Genomic DNA, 17,273 nt, shown 5'->3' with positions numbered 1-17,273 from the left:
GAGCCCTGCACCCGGCGTTCTCGGGCGCGGCTGTCATCCCTGACGCGGATTCGGCTTCAGTACGGCGAACGCCGCCCGGCCCGAGTCGGCCAGCCAGGCGATTCGCCCGACATCCGGCACGTCCGTGGCCGGCATCAGCACCGAACCGCCGTTCTCCCGCGCCTTCGTCTCGACCGCGTCGGCGTCGGCCACGGCGAAGTACGGGATCCAGCGCGCGTCCTCCCCGCCGTCCTGGAGCTGGGCCACACCGCCGAAGGAGCCCTCCTGCTGGTCGCCGTCCTTGATGCTGAGCACCTGGTACGTCATCCCGGGAGCCTGCATCTCCTGGGTACGCCAGCCGAACAGCCCCTGGTAGAAGCGGATCGCCGCCGCCGGGTCGCCGGCGTGCAGTTCCGTCCACACCAGCGTGTTGTCCTCCGAAGCCACCTCCAGGCCCTTCGTCCTCGCGGGCTGCCAGGCGGCGAACTGCGCGCCCTGCGGGTCGGTGAACTGGGCCATCCAGCCCTCGCCCATGACGTCCATGGGCTCGGCACGCACAGTGCCCCCGTCGGCGAGCACATCCCGCGCGGTGGCCTGGATGTCGTCGCTCTGGAAGTACGTCGTCCAGGCCGACTTGGCGCCCTCCTCCGTCAGCGGGCCGAGCGCGCCGACGATCTTCGCGCCCTTCTGGAAGAACCCGTACCCGCCCGCGTCCGGCCCCGCGGAAATGAACCGCCACTCGAAGACGGCCCCGTAGAAAGCGGCGGCCGCTTCGATGTCGGGGCTGCCGAGGTCGATCCAGTTGGGTGATCCGGTGCGGAAGTCGGTGCCGAGCATGCGTTTCCTCCTGCGCAATCCGATGTCGGGACTCCGCAACGATGCCGCCCTCCTCGACAGGGCCCATCGCACCGACTCGGACCGCCGAGGCTGTTTCACCCGGCCGGGGGGTGCCCGTAGGGGCGGGTGTCAGTGGCCGAGCGCCTTGCGCAGACCCGGCTCCGACGCTTCGGCCCACACCTCCGGGAGCTCCCGTTCACGCTCCGCGGCCACGGCCTGTTCCTGGCCGTACAGCAGACCCCAGGTGAAGCCGGCCTCCCCCGCGGAGTGCGCCGTCAGGGCCAGACTCCGCAGGGCGTCCCGTGCCACGACGCTGTCCTGGTGATCACCGAGCACCTTCTGTACGGCCTTCACGCGCTTCCTGAGCCGCTTGGCTGGCTTGCCGAGCGTGGCGCGTGCCGGCTCGGTGGCGTAGCGCGTCTTCTTGGCCGCCTTACGGGCCTCGTGCAGGGCCGTGTCACGCTCCGTTCCCGGGGAGAGTTCCAGCGCGTGGGTCACTCGGCCGGCGAGCCGCTCGTACTCCTTGAGGATCGACTTGACCAGCACCTTCTCGGGCTTGCGGCTGGCCTTGCGACGCAGCGGCGGGTGTTGCGTGAGCGCGGCCAGCGCGTTGAGCAGGGCCAGATAGCGGGAGGTGCGCAGGGCATCGAGGGTGCGCCGGTGTGCCGCGGTGGCGTTGGCGACGTTCCACGCCTGAAGGCGGGCGGTGACGGGGCCGAGGACCAGCTCGCGCGGCGCGGCCCCGACGCGGGAGGTGAGCCGTTCCATGAGGACCTCCTGGTCGCGTTCGGCGCCCATCTCGCCGCCCAGCCACTTGAGGTCGTCGCGGATCGGGTCGGTGACCGCACGGTCCAGTACCGAACGGTAGGAGCGCAGGGTGCTGCGCAGCCGGCGGCAGGTGACACGCATCTTGTGCACGGCGTCGGGCCGGTCGCGGCGGACCGCGGGGTCGAGGCTCACCAGAGTGCGCACCTGTTCGTCCAGGTACCGGAGCACCTCGTCCCCGGCCGAGCCGGGCTCGACGGTCTCGACCCGCTCGTCCGGCAGCCGCCGCCCGCCCACTCCCGTCTCCTCCAGAGCACGGGCCAGCTTGGACGGCCGGCCCGCGCGGTCGACGCCCTTCTTGCGCAGCGTCTTGTCCACGGCGTCGAGCAGCGAGGGATCCGTGTCCTGCGCGAGCTCGACTTCCATCTCGGTCCACACGGCCAGCGTGGGCAGGCCGCGCAGGGACTCGGCCCGGACCCTGTCGAGGGTCAGCTCGGCCAGGACATTGCCGTCGCCGTCGACGAGGCCGCGGGTCTCCCGGGTGGAGCGGATCCGCACGACCGGCGCCAGCTCCGCCCCTCGGGTGCGGGACAGAGCCAGGTCGCTCAGCGTGTCCGGAAGTGTGTCGGACAGTGGGGCCCGCACTTCCTCCCGGGTGTCCCCCGAGAGGGGCAGTTTCAGGTGCCATCCGGCGTCCGCGCCGCCCGTCCTGCGCCGCAGGGTCGCCGAGGCGCCCGCCAGGCGCAGGTCCTCCGTGTCGAAGTACACGGCGTCCAGCTCGTCGATGCCCTGTGCCACGACCGCCTCGATGGCGGCCACGCCGGCGAGGTCCGGAAGCCACGTGGTGTCGTCGGCCGATGGAGCCTCGTACTTTCGCTCTGTCTCACGCTGCGAGGAGGTCATGTCTCTCGCGTACACGCCTGCGCCCAGCTCAAACAGGTGCGGCACCGATCCAGCGGCCGGCTCCTCCGACTCCGGACGAGAGGAGGCATCCCATGATGCGGCCCGGCACCGGAGTACGGTGCCGGGCCGCCGTGTCGCCACGGCTTGACGGGACGGCGTCAGCCCTGGCGGGCCTTGAAGCGGGGGTCCTTCTTGTTGATCACGAAGGTCACGCCGCGTCGGCGGACCACCTGCGCTCCGGGCTTGGCCTTCAGCGAGCGGAGGGACTTGCGCACCTTCACAGCGGTCTCCTTCCGGGGAGAGGGAACGGCGAGGTCGCCGTCAGGGGCGGGCGGCGGCGGTACGGCCGTAGCGCCGCTCGAAACGCTCCACCCGGCCCGCGGTGTCCACGATGCGCGAGGTGCCGGTGTAGAACGGGTGGCTCGCGGACGAGACGTCCACGTCGACCACCGGGTAGGTGACGCCGTCCTCCCACTCGACCGTGCCTTGGGCGTCGAGGGTGGAGCGGGTGAGCATGCGGAACCCTGCCGCGCGGTCGCGGAAGACGACCGGGCGCGAGATCGGGTGGATGCCGGTCCTCATGGGTGGTGCCTCCTTCGTGTGCCCCGGCCGACGGCCGAGGCGGTGGGTCATCGTTCTTCGCGGAACAGCAGGTGCCGGCCGGCCACCGGGTCGTACTTGCGCAGGACGAGCCGGTCGGGGTCGTTCAGACGGCTCTTGCGGGTCACGTAGGTCACCCCGGTACCGGCTGTCGACCTGAGCTTGACCACGGGCCGCGTGGTGCTGCGTGCCATGAGGTACTCCTTCCACCATCACCGAGCCGCTTGACCCGGCCATGTCATTCAGGGTCTGTAACGCGGCTCCCGTCCCGTGCATTCCCGGGTGCGCCGGCACCTCGGACGGAGCCTCACGGTACCGGGCCGCGGCCGCTCCGCGACTCACTATGATCTTGGTCATGACAGTGCAGACCCCCGAGAAGGCTCCTTCCCGCAAGCAGCGGCTGCAGGAGAAGCAGCGCCGCCAACTGCTGGCGGTCGACATCGTGGACAAGGCGGAGATCAAGGTCCACAAGGCAGAGTCCGAGCTGGCCGTCGCCGTCACCGAGGCCGTACGCGTCTTCGGTGACGAGCAGTCCGCGTCCGAAGGACTGGACATGCCCATCGAGGCCATCCACCGGTTCCTGACCATGGCCCGGGAGGCCGGAGCTGAACCCGCCGAGGCCAGCGCCGACACCCCCTGACTCGAACACGTCCGTGAAATGTCTCGTACGTCCCTCAGTGCTGATGTGCTGCGCGGCGTGACCGGGCGCCCGGCCTGCCGATGGAGAACCTCCCCTTGAGGCCGGGCGGCTTCCCCGCCGTCCCTGCGACGACCTTCTGCAAGAGGCTGTAGGAGAGGATCGGCAGCAGGACCTCGGGGCGGTGGGAGAACCAGCCGGCGGCCAGCACGGCCGCGGCGCTGCTGTTGTTCATGCCGGTCGCGAAGGTGAGGGAGATCTGGTCGGGCCGGTCGCCGCCCGTCCAGCGGGACATCCAGCGGCCGCAGGCGAAGGCCAGGCAGCACACCGCGCCGGACAGCCCGAGGGCGAGCACCAGCAGGTCCGGATCAGGGTGCGCGAGGGCCTGCCCCAGGGCGCCGGCCGCGTTGAGGTAGCAGAGCAGCAGGATGTTCAGCACGTTGGCGGCTTTGACCGCCGGCAGGAGACGCCGCGCACGGTCCTCGCCGAGCGCGGCCCGTACGGCGATGCCGACGAGGCACGGCAGCACCACCGACACCAGGGCGAAGAATCCGGCCCCGGTCCGGGCGATGAAGTCGACCGTGCTCGTGTCGTCCAGGGCACCGGCACCGTCGGGACCGACCAGAAGGCCGGTCACCCGCATCCCCAGCGGGATGGTGAGCGGGCTGAGCAGCGTGGAGCCGATCACCATGGCCACGGCCAGAGGGACGTTGCCGCCCGCGTTCTGCCCCCAGGAAGCGGCACCGCCCGCGATCGGCATCGCCAGCACCAGCATCAGCCCGACCACCAGGCCCTCCGCCTCCGCCGCATCGGGCCAGGCCCGCAGGCCGACCGCGACGACCGGAACCACCAGCAGGGGCAGCAGGGCGTTGGCCGCGACGCCGAGCATCAGCCGCACCGGCCGTGCCATCACACCCCGCAGATCGGCGACCCGCACCCCCAGCCCGGCGTTGAACAGCATCACCGCCAACAACACCATCGACACCGTCAGCGCCTTGCCCCCCACGGAGACCGGCAGCGCCAGCCCACGCACCCTCTCCCCGGGCCCCGGGAACACGCCGGCCGACAGGTAGCAGAGGAGCATCAGCCACAGCAGCCTGCGCTGCACGAACTTCACACAGCGGAGTCTACGAGTCGCTCAGAATCACCTCGCGCGCGGTGCGTCGAGCGGCGGGCGCGTGGTCGCACCGGCTCAACCGGCTTCGGAGGTGAACGACGTCAACAGTCATGCCGTCCGGCCCACCCGATCGAGGGACGCGCGCTACTGCGGTCGCCTCACTCCTGCCCGATCGGCGTACGGAAGCGTGCGAGCCGCGCGCCACGGCGATGTGCTCGTGGACATGGACCACGAATCCGGTACGACCCGTCGCCGGGCCCTCGGCCTGACGGCGGCACTGCTCGCCGGCGGCACGATCGCCGGCCGAATACCCGACGAGCCGCCCGCTACCGACGCGCCTCCCGCCCGCGGGGACGTACTCGACCCCGGCGAGGTGCTCGCCCCCGAGACCGGCCAGGAAACAGACGGCGCCTGTGCGGAGTTCGTCGACTGGGACTACGAGGCCGCGCTCGCCGAAGTCCTCGAACCGGGCCCGGACCAACGCCAGGAGGACCGCGACCTCGCCGAGACCGACGCACTGTCCCGACCCCGCTGGGCCCGGCCCCTGCGCCGCAGTTACAAGGTCACCGCCCGCTACCGCCTCCGGGGTCCCTGGCTCGCCGGCCACCACACCGGCATCGACCTCGCCGCCCCCCTCGGCACCCCCGCGTACGCCGTGGGTTCCGGCGTCGTCGTCCTCGCCCGCCGCTCCGGGACGTACGGCAAGGCCGTCACCATGCGGCTGCCGGACGGCAGTTACGCCCTGTACGCCCACCTCTCCCGCATCCAGGTGCGCGAAGGCCAGCGCGTCACCCCCGGCCAGCGCATCGGGCTCACCGGCGCCACGGGTCGCGCGACGGGCCCCCACCTCCACTTCGAGGTACGCGCCCGCCGCCACTACGGCACGGACATCGACCCCGTGCGGTACATGGCGGGGCGCGGGATCCGGATCCCCTGAGGGGCGGACCCTCGGTGTCGAGCGCGCCGACGCGTTCCTCGTAGGAGAGTCCGCCGCGGCGGCCCGGCGGTCGAGGCCGGTGCCCCAAGGGCATCCCGGGCCCGGCTCGGCGCGGGCCGCACCCGGTGTGAACGGGCGCGGCCCGCGCCGGGCCGAGACCACCGGTCAGGACCCCGTGCTCGTACGAGCGGGTGTCGGCGTTCTGCCGTCCTCGGCCGGCGCCCGGCCGGGCTGTCCCGGCATGCCGCCGAGCCCCGCTCCGGGGGCGGCCGGGTCCTCGGGATCGGACTCCGCGCTCTCGCCGAGGAAGCCGCCCGACTGGTGCTGCCACAGCTTGGCGTAGGCGCCGTTCGCCGTGAGCAGTTCGTGGTGGGAGCCCTGTTCGACGACGCTTCCCCGGTCGAGGACGACAAGGCGGTCCATGCCGGCGACGGTGCTCAGACGGTGGGCGACCACGAGCGCGGTGCGTCCCTCCATCAACCGCCACAGGGCGTCCTGGACGAGGATCTCGCTCTCCGAGTCCAGTGCGCTGGTCGCCTCGTCGAGCAGCAGGACCGGGGCGTCACGCAGGATGGCCCGGGCGAGGGCGACGCGCTGGCGCTGGCCGCCCGAGAGTTTCACTCCGCGCTCCCCCACCAAGGTCGCGAAACCGTCGGGGAGCTGGTCGGCGAACTCCGTGACGTGCGCGGCCCCGGCCGCGGCGCGGATCTCGTCGTCGGTGGCGCCGGGCCGGGCGAAGGCGATGTTGTCCCGCAGGCTGCGGTGGAACATGGCGGGCTCCTGCGGGACGTACGCGATCAGTGAGCGAAGGTCGCTCTGGCGCAGCCGGGCGATGTCCTGCCCGCCGATCAGGATGCGTCCGCCGTCGATGTCCGACATCCGCAGCAGGAGCCGGGTGAGGGTGGTCTTGCCGCCGCCGGACCTGCCGACCAGACCGATCCGGGCGCCCGCGGGCACGTCCAGGTCGAGTCCCTCGAAGATCGGCTTCGCGCCGGCGTGGGCGAAGGTCACCGTCTCGAACCGGACGCCGCTGTCGCGCGATGCGAGCGGTTCGGGTTCCGTCGGGTCGAGCACCGTGGGCGGATCCAGCATCAGCTCGGTGAACTGCGCGGCCTCGGTCATCGAGCTTTCCAGGCGTCGGTAGATCTGGTTGAACTCGAACATGATCTGGGTCGCGTTGGAGTAGTACGTGAAGGCGACGACGATCTGCTCCACTCCCTGGGCCGGGCCGCCGAGAGCGATGGCGAGGAGCAGGCCGAGTACGTTGGTCAGCACCGACATCGGGGCGATGAGGGTGTCGACGCGCAGATTGCCGTAGTCCCACGACCTCAGCGTCAGGCGCCGGGAGTCCGCGACCCGGCTGCGGTGCTCGTCGGCCTCCCGGCGTTCGGCCGCGAACGCCCGGATGGTCTCCATGTTCATGAGGCTGTCGGAGACATGGCCGGAGACCCGGGCGAGCGCCGCCTCGCGGTCGTTGACGAGCCGTTGCCTGCGCCGGATCAGCGGTGTCGCGGCCGCCACGGTCAGCGCGATCATCACCAAGAGGCCGACGACGAGCATCGGTTCGTAGCTCCACAGCACCACGGCGCCGAACAGGAGGGGGACGAGGCTGCCCACGATCCGGTACGTCATCGTGTCGACGAAGTCCTCGAAGCGCTTGCCGTAGCTCAGCACCCGCTTGGTCAGGGAGCCGGCGAAGTTGTCGTGGAAGAACGCAGCGTCCTTGGCGAGGAGTTCGTCCATGCCGCTCACGTACAGGTGCTCCATGCCGAGGGCGTCCACGCGGTTCAGACAGTGCTGCCCGACCCGCCACACGGCCTCGGCGAGCAGCAGCGTCACGCCGAAGCCCAACACGTACGGCAGCGCCGCGCCGAGGGTGAGACCGCCGTCGACGGCCTGACCCGCCAGCTTGGCGATGAGCAGGGGCGCGACGTAACGGGTGCCGATGTTGCCCAGGGCCGGCAGCAGCAGGGCGGGCAGGGCCAGTCGTCGAAGTCTCAGCAGTTCCTGGCCGTAGCGGCGCAGTGCCAGAACGACCGCGCTCCTGCCCGGCGCCGGTGCTCGCGTGTCTGTTGTCCCCATCACACTCCCGGAGGTTTGGAAGTCGGAAGTGTCCCGTCATCTGCGGCCCTCAGTCCAGGCATTTACCGCACAGCGGCGAGAACCGGACACCAGGGGACGGCTGTCGTCGATTCACCCCAAGGGCGCGGGCCTCTCCCGATGGCTTGATCATGCGCGGCGGGTGGCGTGATGTCGCTCAACGGTCCGATAAACCGTATTCGCATGATTGTCACTGCTTCGGAGGAAGCATCCGGGTTATCCGGGCGAGGCGGCTCTACCGGCGATTACGGTCCAGCGAGTGGATGGATCACCGATGCCGGCCAAGAAGGAGTAGCCCCCCGCGATGACCGTGGACAGCAGCCCGGAAACCCAGGCCGCACCAGCAGCTCCGCAGCAGTCCCTGAGTACCGCCGCCGCACGCAACCTCACCCACACCACGAAGTCCGCCCCGCAGATGCAGGAGATCACCTCCCGCTGGTTGCTGCGGATGCTGCCCTGGGTCGAGACCAAGGGAGGCGCCTACCGGGTCAACCGACGGCTGCGGCACACCGTCGGCGACGGGCGCATCGAGTTCGTGCAGGAGGGTTCCACCGTCCGTGTGATCCCGCGCGAACTGGGTGAACTGGCCTTACTGCGAGGCTTCGAGGACCTGGACGCCCTCACCGCGCTCGCCGAGCGCTGCAACCAGCGGGACTTCGCCGCCGGCGAGGTCATCGTCGAGCGCGGCAGCCCTGCGGACCGGATCCACCTGATCGCCCACGGGCGTGTCAGTCAGTCCGGGGAGGGCAAGTACGGCGGGGAGATCTCCCTCGCGGTGCTCGCGGACGGCGACCACTTCGGTGAGGACGCCCTCCTCGACTCCGAGGCCCGCTACGCGTACACGGCCACCGCCGAGACATCGGGCACGCTGCTGACCCTCTCCCGCGCCGACTTCACCGCCGTGAAGGACTCCGCGCCCGGTCTTCAGGCCCACGTCAGCGAGTTCACCTCGGCCACCGGGCGTCGGCAGAACAAGCACGGCGAGGCCGAGATCGCCCTGTCGGCCGGTCATGTCGGCGAGATCGACGTGCCGCACACCTTCGTCGACTACGAGCTGAAGCCTCGGGAGTACGAACTCTCCGTCGCACAGACCGTGCTGCGGATCCACACCCGGGTCGCCGACCTCTACAACGGGCCGATGAACCAGACGGAGGAACAACTCCGGCTGACCATCGAGGCGTTGCGCGAGCGCCAGGAGCACGAGCTCGTCAACAACCCCGAGTTCGGGTTGCTGCACAACGCCGACTTCAAGCAGCGCATCCAGACCCACTCAGGGCCGCCGACCCCGGATGACATGGACGATCTGCTCTGTCGTCGCCGCGGCACCAAGTTCTTCCTCGCCCATCCGAGGACCATCGCCGCGATCGGACGCGGTTTCAACGCCTGCGGGCTCTACCCGGACCACGTCGACGTCGGCGGACAGTCCGTCCCCGCCTGGCGCGGCGTCCCGATCCTGCCCTGCAACAAGATCCCGATCAGCAAGGAGCAGACCAGCTCCATCATCGCCATGCGCACGGGCGAGAAGAACCAAGGGGTCATCGGTCTGTGGCAGACCGGGCTGCCGGACGAGGTCGAGCCGGGACTCTCGGCACGGTTCATGGGCATCAACGAGCAGGCCGTCATGTCCTATCTCGTCAGCACGTACTACTCCGCCGCGGTGCTCGTGCCCGACGCGCTCGGCGTGATGGAGAACGTGCAGATCGCCCGCGGACGCGACTAAGGAGCAGAACGAAGATGTCCGATCCCGGGTCCTCCGTACCATCCCTGCCCGCCCAACGGTCGAGGCCGGGCACCGCCGTACCGGATGTCCCCGCGCCGGCGGTCCCCGACCTTCCGGTCACCGCGGCCGCCTTCGGTCTCGCGAAGGTGGCGCATCCACCGCTCGCTCCCCCGCCGCCCTCGCCGCCGACCACCGGCATCCTGTCGGCCCCGCCTCCCGTACCGGCGTTTCAGCGGGTCCTGGGCGGACCCACCGGACTGGGCACGACCTCGCTGTCCCTGGCGGCCGGTTCGTCGCCGACCGACACACCGCCGTCTCCACCGGCCGCTTCGGTCGAGGCCGCCGCACCTCCGGCGCCCGCGACCGACCCGGACCTCCGGCGGCTGGTCCTCGGCGGACCCACCGGGCTGGGCACCGCCTCACTGTCACTGGCCCACACCCCGCTTCGACTGCCCGCGGAGCCCGTCGCCACGCTCCCGGCCCCGGCGCCACCCGCCGAGGGCCAGGCCGTACCGGGCCTGTACCACCACCCCGTCCCGGAGCCCGACCCGGAACTAGTCGAGGAGGTGAGCCGTCGGATCAAATGCTGGGCGGAGGACGAGGTCCAGCTCTACCCCGAGGAGTGGGAAGGCCAGTTCGACGGCTTCTCCGTGGGGCGGTACATGGTCGGCTGCCACCCCGACGCCCCGACGGTCGATCACCTGATGATCGCCACCCGGCTGATGGTCGCGGAGAACGCCGTCGACGACTGCTACTGCGAGGACCACGGCGGCTCCCCCGTCGGTCTCGGCGGACGCCTCCTCCTCGCGCACACCGCGCTCGACCCTCTCCACACGACCCCCGAGTACGCGCCCGGGTGGCAGGAGTCGCTCGGCTCGGACCCGCCGCGGCGCGCCTACCGCAGCGCGATGGACTACTTCGTGCGCATGGCCTCGCCCTCCCAGACCGACCGCTACCGCCACGACATGGCCCGGCTGCACCTGGGCTACCTGGCCGAGGCGGCCTGGGCCGAAACCGATCATGTCCCCGAGGTGTGGGAGTACCTGGCGATGCGCCAGTTCAACAACTTCCGCCCCTGCCCCACCATCACCGACACCATCGGAGGCTACGAGCTCCCAGCGGACCTGCACGCCCGGCCGGAGATGCAACGGGTCATCGCCCTGGCCGGCAACGCGACCACCATCGTCAACGACCTGTACTCCTACACCAAGGAACTCGCCAGCCCCGGCAGACATCTCAACCTGCCCGTGGTGATCGCCGAACGCGAGCAGCTCTCGGAACGCGACGCCTATCTCAAGGCGGTCGAGGTCCACAACGAGCTCATGCACGCCTTCGAGGCGGCGGCGGCCGACCTGGCCGCGGCCTGCCCCCTGCCCCCCGTGGTGCGCTTCCTCAAGGGCGTGGCCGCGTGGGTCGACGGCAACCACGACTGGCACCGCACCAACACCTTCCGCTACAGCCTGCCCGCCTTCTGGTAAGGAACGGACACCTTAGTGACCACAGAAATCACCCCCACCGTCTCCGCGACGATCCCGGCCCCGGCGACCCCCTACCAGGGGGACATCGCCCGGTACTGGAACAACGAGGCGAGGCCGGTGAACCTGCGCCTCGGTGACGTGGACGGTCTCTACCACCACCACTACGGCATCGGCGCCGTCAACCACGACGCGCTCGGCGACCCGGAACACAGCGAGTACGAGAAGAAGCTGATCGCGGAGCTGCACCGACTCGAGTCCGCCCAGGCCGAGTTCCTCCTCAACCACCTCGGTTCCGTCGGACCCGGCGACACGCTCGTCGACGCGGGCTGCGGGCGCGGCGGATCCATGGTCATGGCCCATCAGCGCTTCGGCTGCAAGGTCGAGGGCGTCACCCTGTCCGCCACCCAGGCCGAGTTCGGCAACGGGCGGGCCAGGGACCTGCGGATCCAGGACCATGTGCGCTCGCGTGTGTGCAACATGCTCGACACTCCCTTCGAGAAGGGCAGCGTCACCGCCTCCTGGAACAACGAGTCGAGCATGTACGTCGACCTGCACGACCTGTTCGCCGAGCACTCCCGCTTCCTGAAGGTGGGCGGCCGGTACGTGACGATCACGGGCTGCTGGAATCCCCGCTACGGCCAGCCGTCGAAGTGGGTCTCCCAGATCAACGCGCACTTCGAGTGCAACATCCACTCCCGTCGTGAGTATCTGCGGGCCATGGCCGACAACCGGCTCGTGCCCCAGACGGTGATCGACCTGACCCCCGACACGCTGCCGTACTGGGAGCTTCGAGCCACGTCCTCACTGGTCACCGGGATCGAGGAGGCGTTCATCGAGTCGTACCGGGACGGCTCCTTCCAGTACGTGCTGATCGCGGCCGACCGCGTCTGACGAGCGGCCCGTCCGGTCAGGAAGGAGGCGTGGCGGTCCGGTGAGGGCCGCCACGTCCGGCCGCAGCGACGCAACGGAGGAGTGCCATGGCCGTCAGAGAGCTCTCCGGAAGCGTGGGGGAAGCCGGAGAGAACGCGGGCGACAACGTGTTCACCGTCCAGATGCTCCTCAACCAGGTCGGCCCGGGAGCAGGCGGACCGAACCCACCGCTCCAGGTGGACGGTCTCGTGGGCCCCAAGACCAACGGGGCGATCCGCGGCTTCCAGCAGACCCGGCTCGGCTTCCAGGACGGGCTGGTCGAACCCGGCCAGGTCACCTTCACGGCCCTCAAGGGCTTCTTCACCTCGCCGGCCGAGTTCCCGGACGAGGCCGTCGCGGGCCCCGGCGTCGTCCGACCCCATCGGCTCGTCTACCGGGATGTGCGGCTGCTCGGCAGCCGCCCGGCGGGCGACACCGTGATCGAGGTCAACTTCGACACGCCCCTCCAGTGGTTCCTGGACAGCGCCAAGGACACCGCCGCGCACACCGCGGACCCGGTCCGGCTCAAGATCATGGCCCACGGGGCCCCCGCGTTCGTCCAGTTCTGCCGCGAGAACCTGGCCATCGCCAACCTCGGCGTTCATCGCCCCCGGCGGCGGGGACGGCAACGTGTTCTGCTCCCGCATGGCCCAGCTCCTCAACACGTCCGTCCGCGCCTCGACCGCGACCCAGTTCTACACACCGGGATCGGCCGGCTCCGGGCTGGACTTCGGCCAGTGGGAAGGCACGGTGCTGACATACGGTCCACGCGGCGACGTCATCAACGTCGAGCACGCACCACGCTTCTGACGGCTCGTCGGACGCCGCACCGGTGCGGTGGCAGCTCGTCCAGCGGGGTGACCTTGCGCCCGCCACGTACCGCCGGCCGTCCCTGGGTCAGCCGGTCGATCAGGCGCTCGCCCCGGGTGCAGGATGTACTCCTCCTCGTCGAGGTTCTCGTACGCCTCCCGCGGGAAGCCGCGTCGCTCGAACAACGCGGCCGTCAGGCGCCCGCGGTGACAGTCCTGGTCGTGGGCTTTCAGTCGCCGGCGTTGTGCCTGACCACCAGGTCCCGGTACCACAGCGCGCTGTCCTTGAGCGTGCGGCGCTGGGTCTCGTAGTCGACGTGGACGATGCCGAAGCGCTTGGAGTAGCCGTAGCCCCACTCGAAGTTGTCCATCAGCGACCACACGAAGTACCCCCGCAGGTCCACTCCGGCGGCGAGGGCCCGCCCAGCCGCGGTCAGGTGGCGGCGGATGTAGTCGACGCGCTCGGGGTCGTGCACGGCGTGGGTGCCGTCGGGGCCGAGCGTGACCCGGTCCTCGAAGGCCGCGCCGTTCTCGGTGATGACCAGGGGCTGGCCGGGGAACCTGGTGTGCAGGTCCAGGAGGAGTTCCTCCAGGCCGTCGGGGTCGATGTTCCAGCCCATGGCGGTGTGCGGGCCGTCCGTGGCGTGGAACTCGACCTGGGGTGAGCCGGGCCAGGGTGAGCCGCCCATGTCCTTGTGTCCGTCGTTGTTCTGACGGGGCGTCCCGCCGTCCCAGAGGCCGACCGTGGTGGTGGCGTAGTAGTTGACGCCGAGCAGGTCCAGGGGCTGGTGGATCCGGGCCAGGTCGCCCTCCTGGACGAAGGACCAGTCGGTGACGGCGGCGGTGTCCTCGATCAGGTCCTTCGGGTAGTGGCCGCGCAGCAGGGGCTCGGTGAAGGCGCGGTTGGCCAGCGCGTCGATACGGCGTACGGCCTCGGCGGCGCCCCCGCCCTTGCCGCGCAGGACATGGAAGTTGAGGGTGATCGAGTACTGCGGATCGTTGGTGGTGACCGCTTTGAGCTGCTCGACGGCCAGACCGTGGGCGAGGTTGAGGTGGTGGACCGCGGTCAGTGCCGCGGCGCCGTCGGTGCGGCCGGGCGCGTGGGCGCCGGAGCCGTAGCCGAGGTAGGCGGAGCACCAGGGTTCGTTGAGGGTCGTCCAGATCGCGACCCGATCGCCGAGAGCCTCGCCGACGATGCGGGCGTAGTCGGCGAAGGCGAACGCGGTCGCTCGGTTCGTCCAGCCGCCCTCGTCCTCCAGGGCCTGGGGCAGGTCCCAGTGGTAGAGGGTCGCGACCGGGGTGATGCCCCGGGCGAGCAGGCCGTCGACCAGACGGCTGTAGAAGTCCAGGCCCTTGGGGTTGGCCGGGCCCCGGCCGGTGGGCTGTATGCGGGGCCAGGAGAGGGAGAACCGGTAGGCCCGCAGGCCCAGGGAGGCCATGAGGTCGAGGTCGGCCTCGAGGCGGTGGTAGTGGTCGGCGGCGACGTCGCCGGTGTCGCCGTTCCAGGTCTTGCCCGGGGTGTGGGAGAAGGTGTCCCAGATCGAGGGGCCGCGCCCGTCCTCGTCGGCGGCGCCCTCTATCTGGTAGGCGGCGGTCGCGGAGCCGAGGAGGAAGTGCGCGGGGAAGGACAGGGGCTGGGCTGTCGGCATGCGGGTTTCTCTCTGCTGGGTATCGGCCGGGAAGCACACCGATGTTAACGTTAACAAGGCGTCCTGGCCTATGCCCTGGACGCAATCCCGCTCCCACCCCGCCCGCCCCGGAGTGCGCCCGTGCCGACCTTCGCCAACCCAGTTCTCGCCGGCAGTCACCCGGACCCGTCGGTCTGCCGGGTCGGGGCGGACTTCTACCTCGTCACGTCGTCGTTCGCGTACTTCCCCGGCCTCCCCGTCCTGCACAGCCGGGACCTGGTGAACTGGCGGCCGCTCGGACATGTCGTGGACCGCCCGACGCAGGTGTCGCTGACCGGCCTCGACGTCTCCGACGGCCTGTGGGCCGCGACGATCCGCCACCACGACGGCATGTTCTATGTGGTCGTGGCCCTGGCGAGAGGCCGCCAGGGCAGCACCACCTACCTCTTCACCGCCTCCGACCCCGCCGGGCCCTGGTCCGACCCGGTCGTCCTGGACGCGGCGGGGATCGACCCGTCGCTCTTCTTCGACGACGACGACCGCTGCTGGTTCACCGCCTGCCGCGACGCAGCCGAACCGGCGGTGACCGGCCCCGGTGAGCTGTATATGCGCGAACTCGACCTGGACACGCTGGCGTTGACCGGACCGACCCATGCGCTGTGGTACGGCGCGATGCGCGGCGCCTGGGTGGAGGCACCGCACGTGTACAAGCGGGACGGCGTGTACTGGCTGATCGGTGCGGAGGGCGGCACCGAGCACCACCACGCCGTGACCGCCGCCCGCGCCGACACCGTCACCGGCCCCTATGCGACCGACCCGAGGAGCCCGCTGCTCACCCACCGCCACCGCGGCGCGGCGGAGCCGATCCACAACGTCGGCCATGTCGACCTCGTCGACACACCCGCCGGGGAGACCTGGGCGGTGGCGCTGGCGGTACGGCCGATCGAGGGCACGCACACCCTCGGCCGGGAGGTGTTCCTCGTCCCGGTCGAATGGACGCCCCGGGGGCCCGTGTTCGCGCCGGACGCCGGACACGTGCAACTGTCGGAGCGGCTTCCCGCGGGCACCGACGCGGGCCCACGGCCGGACGCACCGGTGCGGTACACCTTCGACGGTCCGACGCTCGGTCCGGACTGGGCCGGCCTGCGCGGACCCGTCGACGAGCATGTCTCACCGCGTCCCGGACAGGGCGGCCTGACCCTCCGTCTCTCCCCCGAGCCCCTCACCTCGACCGGCACCCCCGCGTTCGTCGCGCGCCGCCAGCAGCATGTGCGCCTGCGCGCCGCCACCCGCATCCGCTGCGCCGCCACGCCCGATCAGGCAGCGGGGCTGGTCGTCTTCCAGCACCAGCGGCAGCACGCCACGCTCTCCCTCACGGCCGACGCCTCGGGAACCCCGCAGGTCGTGCTCACCGCCGTCGAGGCGGGCGTCGCCACCCGTCTCGCCGCGACGTCCGTCTCGGACATCGAGGTCGTCCTCGCGGTCGACAGCGACGAGTCCGGCTACACCTTCCGCGTCGAGGACGAGGGCACCTGGGCCACCCTGGGCGGCATCGAACGCCCCTTCTTCAGCACGGAACGAGCGGGCGGGTTCGTCGGCGTCCACCTCGGTCTCCACGGCGTCGGTGACTCCGGCGAGGCGCTCGTGCGCTGGTTCACGTACACGCCCGGCGCGTCGGATCGGCCGTAGAGGTTCTTGAGCCGGCGGTCTTCGGACGGGCACGGCAGGGGCGGCGACGGTTTCGACGCGCCGGTGCGCTTCAGGAGTCCGTGCACGGTACGGCGGTGCTGCGTCGGACGACCAGTTGCGGGGTGAGCCGGCGACGCTGCGGCGGCTCACCGCCCAGCATGTCCACCAGCAGTTCGATGGCGCTGCTGCCGAGGTGGGTGAAGTCCTGCCGGACGGTGGTGAGGGCGGGCACCAGATATCCGGCGCCCTTCATGTCGTCGAAGCCGACGACCGACACGTCCTGCGGCACCTTGACGCCTCGCTCGGCGAAGGCGGCCAGCGCGCCCATCGCCATCTGGTCGTTCCCGGCGAAGACCGCGGTGGGCAGGGGGGGCTCGCCCGCGCAGAGTTCGCGGGCGAGACGGAATCCGCTCTCCGCGCTGAAGTCGCCTTCCAGCAGGGCTCCTTCCGCTCCCGCTGTGGCGAGTTCGGCCTGCCAGCCCTCGACGCGGGCCCGGGCGTCGAAGGTGCGCAGCGCGCCCGTGAGATGGGCGATGTCCCGGTGTCCGAGGTCGAGGAGGTGGCGGACGGCGAGACGGGCGCCGAGCTCCTGGTCGACCTCGACGAATCCGAGATCGGGGTTGGGCACGCTGCCGGACATCACCACCGCGACCGGCACCCCGATCGAGAGGCGGGACAGCGCCTCCACGGCGTCGGGCCGGTCGGCGACCACCGCGATCGCCTCCACCGACTGGTCGGTGAGGCGCTGGAGCGTCTCCATGAGGTCACCGGTGGTGCTCTCCCCCTGCCGGCTGGCCAGGCTCACCCAGTAGCCGGTCTGTTTGGCGGCGGTCTCCACTCCCAGGAGGATGCGCGGCAGTTCGAACAGGTCCGACCCGACGATCACCACGCCGATCGTCGAGGAACGGCGGCTCTTGAGGGCCCTGGCGACGCTGTTGCGGCGGTAGCCCAGCTTCTGGATCGCCGCCTCGACCCGGGTGCGGGTCTCCGGCCGTACCGACGGATGTCCGTTGATGACACGGGAGACGGTGATGTGCGAGACGCCGGCCTCCCGGGCGACGTCCATCATGCCTGGCGGCCGGTTCATGTCACTCGTCCTCTGCCCTCAACCTCGGCACGGCCTCGCGCCCATCACCGATCCTGTCACAGGCGCCGCATCCGCCCG

At 70.9% G+C, this 17,273-nt stretch carries 16 protein-coding genes; 7 read left to right on the top strand and 9 right to left on the bottom strand.

The genetic code is table 11. From position 1 onward, the window contains the following. Positions 1-33: 33 nt before the first annotated feature. The 5 genes from OG885_RS42520 to rpmG all read right to left on the bottom strand — a co-directional run bounded on the left by OG885_RS42520 (position 34) and on the right by rpmG (position 3,278). Positions 34-816, bottom strand: coding sequence for a VOC family protein (locus tag OG885_RS42520; protein ID WP_405741963.1), 783 nt, complete (start codon positions 814-816; stop codon positions 34-36). Between the two features lie 129 nt (positions 817-945). Beyond that, entirely contained in the window at positions 946-2,484 is a 1,539-nt protein-coding gene (locus OG885_RS42515) for a CHAD domain-containing protein (protein WP_405741961.1), read from the bottom strand. Between the two features lie 158 nt (positions 2,485-2,642). Then, on the bottom strand, positions 2,643-2,765 hold the full coding sequence (ykgO, locus tag OG885_RS42510) for a type B 50S ribosomal protein L36 (RefSeq protein WP_006130958.1): 123 nt from the start codon (positions 2,763-2,765) through the stop codon (positions 2,643-2,645). A gap of 40 nt (positions 2,766-2,805) precedes the next feature. Then, on the bottom strand, positions 2,806-3,066 hold the full coding sequence (locus OG885_RS42505) for a type B 50S ribosomal protein L31 (RefSeq protein WP_405741959.1): 261 nt from the start codon (positions 3,064-3,066) through the stop codon (positions 2,806-2,808). A 47-nt stretch (positions 3,067-3,113) separates the two neighbouring features. Continuing rightward, the gene (gene rpmG / locus OG885_RS42500) at positions 3,114-3,278 is read right to left on the bottom strand and encodes a 50S ribosomal protein L33 (protein ID WP_399962477.1); all 165 of its coding nucleotides are present in this window, start codon (positions 3,276-3,278) and stop codon (positions 3,114-3,116) included. A 161-nt stretch (positions 3,279-3,439) separates the two neighbouring features. On the opposite strand from rpmG, the gene OG885_RS42495 reads away from it, so the two are divergent. After that, complete coding sequence (locus OG885_RS42495) at positions 3,440-3,724, top strand: hypothetical protein (RefSeq protein ID WP_405741957.1); 285 nt, start codon at positions 3,440-3,442, stop codon at positions 3,722-3,724. Positions 3,725-3,758: 34 nt separating this feature from the next. Here the strand turns inward: OG885_RS42495 and OG885_RS42490 are convergent, their stop codons facing one another. Next, positions 3,759-4,838, bottom strand: coding sequence for a bile acid:sodium symporter family protein (locus tag OG885_RS42490; RefSeq protein WP_405741956.1), 1,080 nt, complete (start codon positions 4,836-4,838; stop codon positions 3,759-3,761). A 223-nt stretch (positions 4,839-5,061) separates the two neighbouring features. Here OG885_RS42490 and OG885_RS42485 point away from each other — a divergent pair, with 223 nt between their 5' ends. Continuing rightward, positions 5,062-5,775, top strand: coding sequence for a M23 family metallopeptidase (locus OG885_RS42485; protein ID WP_405741954.1), 714 nt, complete (start codon positions 5,062-5,064; stop codon positions 5,773-5,775). A gap of 165 nt (positions 5,776-5,940) precedes the next feature. On the opposite strand, the gene OG885_RS42480 is transcribed toward OG885_RS42485, so the two are convergent. Beyond that, complete coding sequence (locus OG885_RS42480) at positions 5,941-7,857, bottom strand: ABC transporter ATP-binding protein (RefSeq protein ID WP_405741952.1); 1,917 nt, start codon at positions 7,855-7,857, stop codon at positions 5,941-5,943. A gap of 322 nt (positions 7,858-8,179) precedes the next feature. On the opposite strand from OG885_RS42480, the gene OG885_RS42475 reads away from it, so the two are divergent. The 4 genes from OG885_RS42475 to OG885_RS42460 all read left to right on the top strand — a co-directional run bounded on the left by OG885_RS42475 (position 8,180) and on the right by OG885_RS42460 (position 13,103). After that, positions 8,180-9,595, top strand: coding sequence for a family 2B encapsulin nanocompartment shell protein (locus OG885_RS42475; protein ID WP_405741950.1), 1,416 nt, complete (start codon positions 8,180-8,182; stop codon positions 9,593-9,595). Between the two features lie 14 nt (positions 9,596-9,609). Next, positions 9,610-11,073: a family 2 encapsulin nanocompartment cargo protein terpene cyclase gene (locus OG885_RS42470; protein WP_405741948.1), complete on the top strand. Its 1,464-nt coding sequence runs from the start codon at positions 9,610-9,612 to the stop codon at positions 11,071-11,073. Between the two features lie 15 nt (positions 11,074-11,088). Next, complete coding sequence (locus tag OG885_RS42465; RefSeq protein WP_399962465.1) at positions 11,089-11,964, top strand: geranyl diphosphate 2-C-methyltransferase; 876 nt, start codon at positions 11,089-11,091, stop codon at positions 11,962-11,964. An 86-nt stretch (positions 11,965-12,050) separates the two neighbouring features. Further along, positions 12,051-13,103 (top strand): peptidoglycan-binding protein, encoded by a 1,053-nt coding sequence (locus tag OG885_RS42460; protein WP_405741945.1) that lies wholly within the window; start codon positions 12,051-12,053, stop codon positions 13,101-13,103. Here the strand turns inward: OG885_RS42460 and OG885_RS42455 are convergent. After that, complete coding sequence (locus tag OG885_RS42455) at positions 13,022-14,440, bottom strand: GH1 family beta-glucosidase (RefSeq protein ID WP_405741944.1); 1,419 nt, start codon at positions 14,438-14,440, stop codon at positions 13,022-13,024. The two genes, OG885_RS42460 and OG885_RS42455, sit on opposite strands and share 82 nt — an antisense overlap. Before the next feature lie 120 nt (positions 14,441-14,560). Here OG885_RS42455 and OG885_RS42450 point away from each other — a divergent pair, with 120 nt between their 5' ends. Further along, positions 14,561-16,108, top strand: a complete 1,548-nt coding sequence (locus OG885_RS42450; RefSeq protein ID WP_405741942.1) for a glycoside hydrolase family 43 protein — start codon at positions 14,561-14,563, stop codon at positions 16,106-16,108. Positions 16,109-16,178: 70 nt separating this feature from the next. Here OG885_RS42450 and OG885_RS42445 read toward each other — a convergent pair whose 3' ends face one another. Beyond that, a complete protein-coding gene (locus OG885_RS42445; RefSeq protein ID WP_405741940.1) occupies positions 16,179-17,195 on the bottom strand; it encodes a LacI family DNA-binding transcriptional regulator in 1,017 nt (338 codons plus the stop codon). Between the last annotated feature and the right edge of the window lie 78 nt (positions 17,196-17,273).

The sequence above is a fragment of the Streptomyces sp. NBC_00028 genome (assembly GCF_045041065.1).
Taxonomy (GTDB): Bacteria; Actinomycetota; Actinomycetes; order Streptomycetales; family Streptomycetaceae; genus Streptomyces.
The sequence above is the reverse complement of the archived record's forward strand: the minus strand, read 5'-3'. Positions and strand labels throughout refer to the sequence as shown.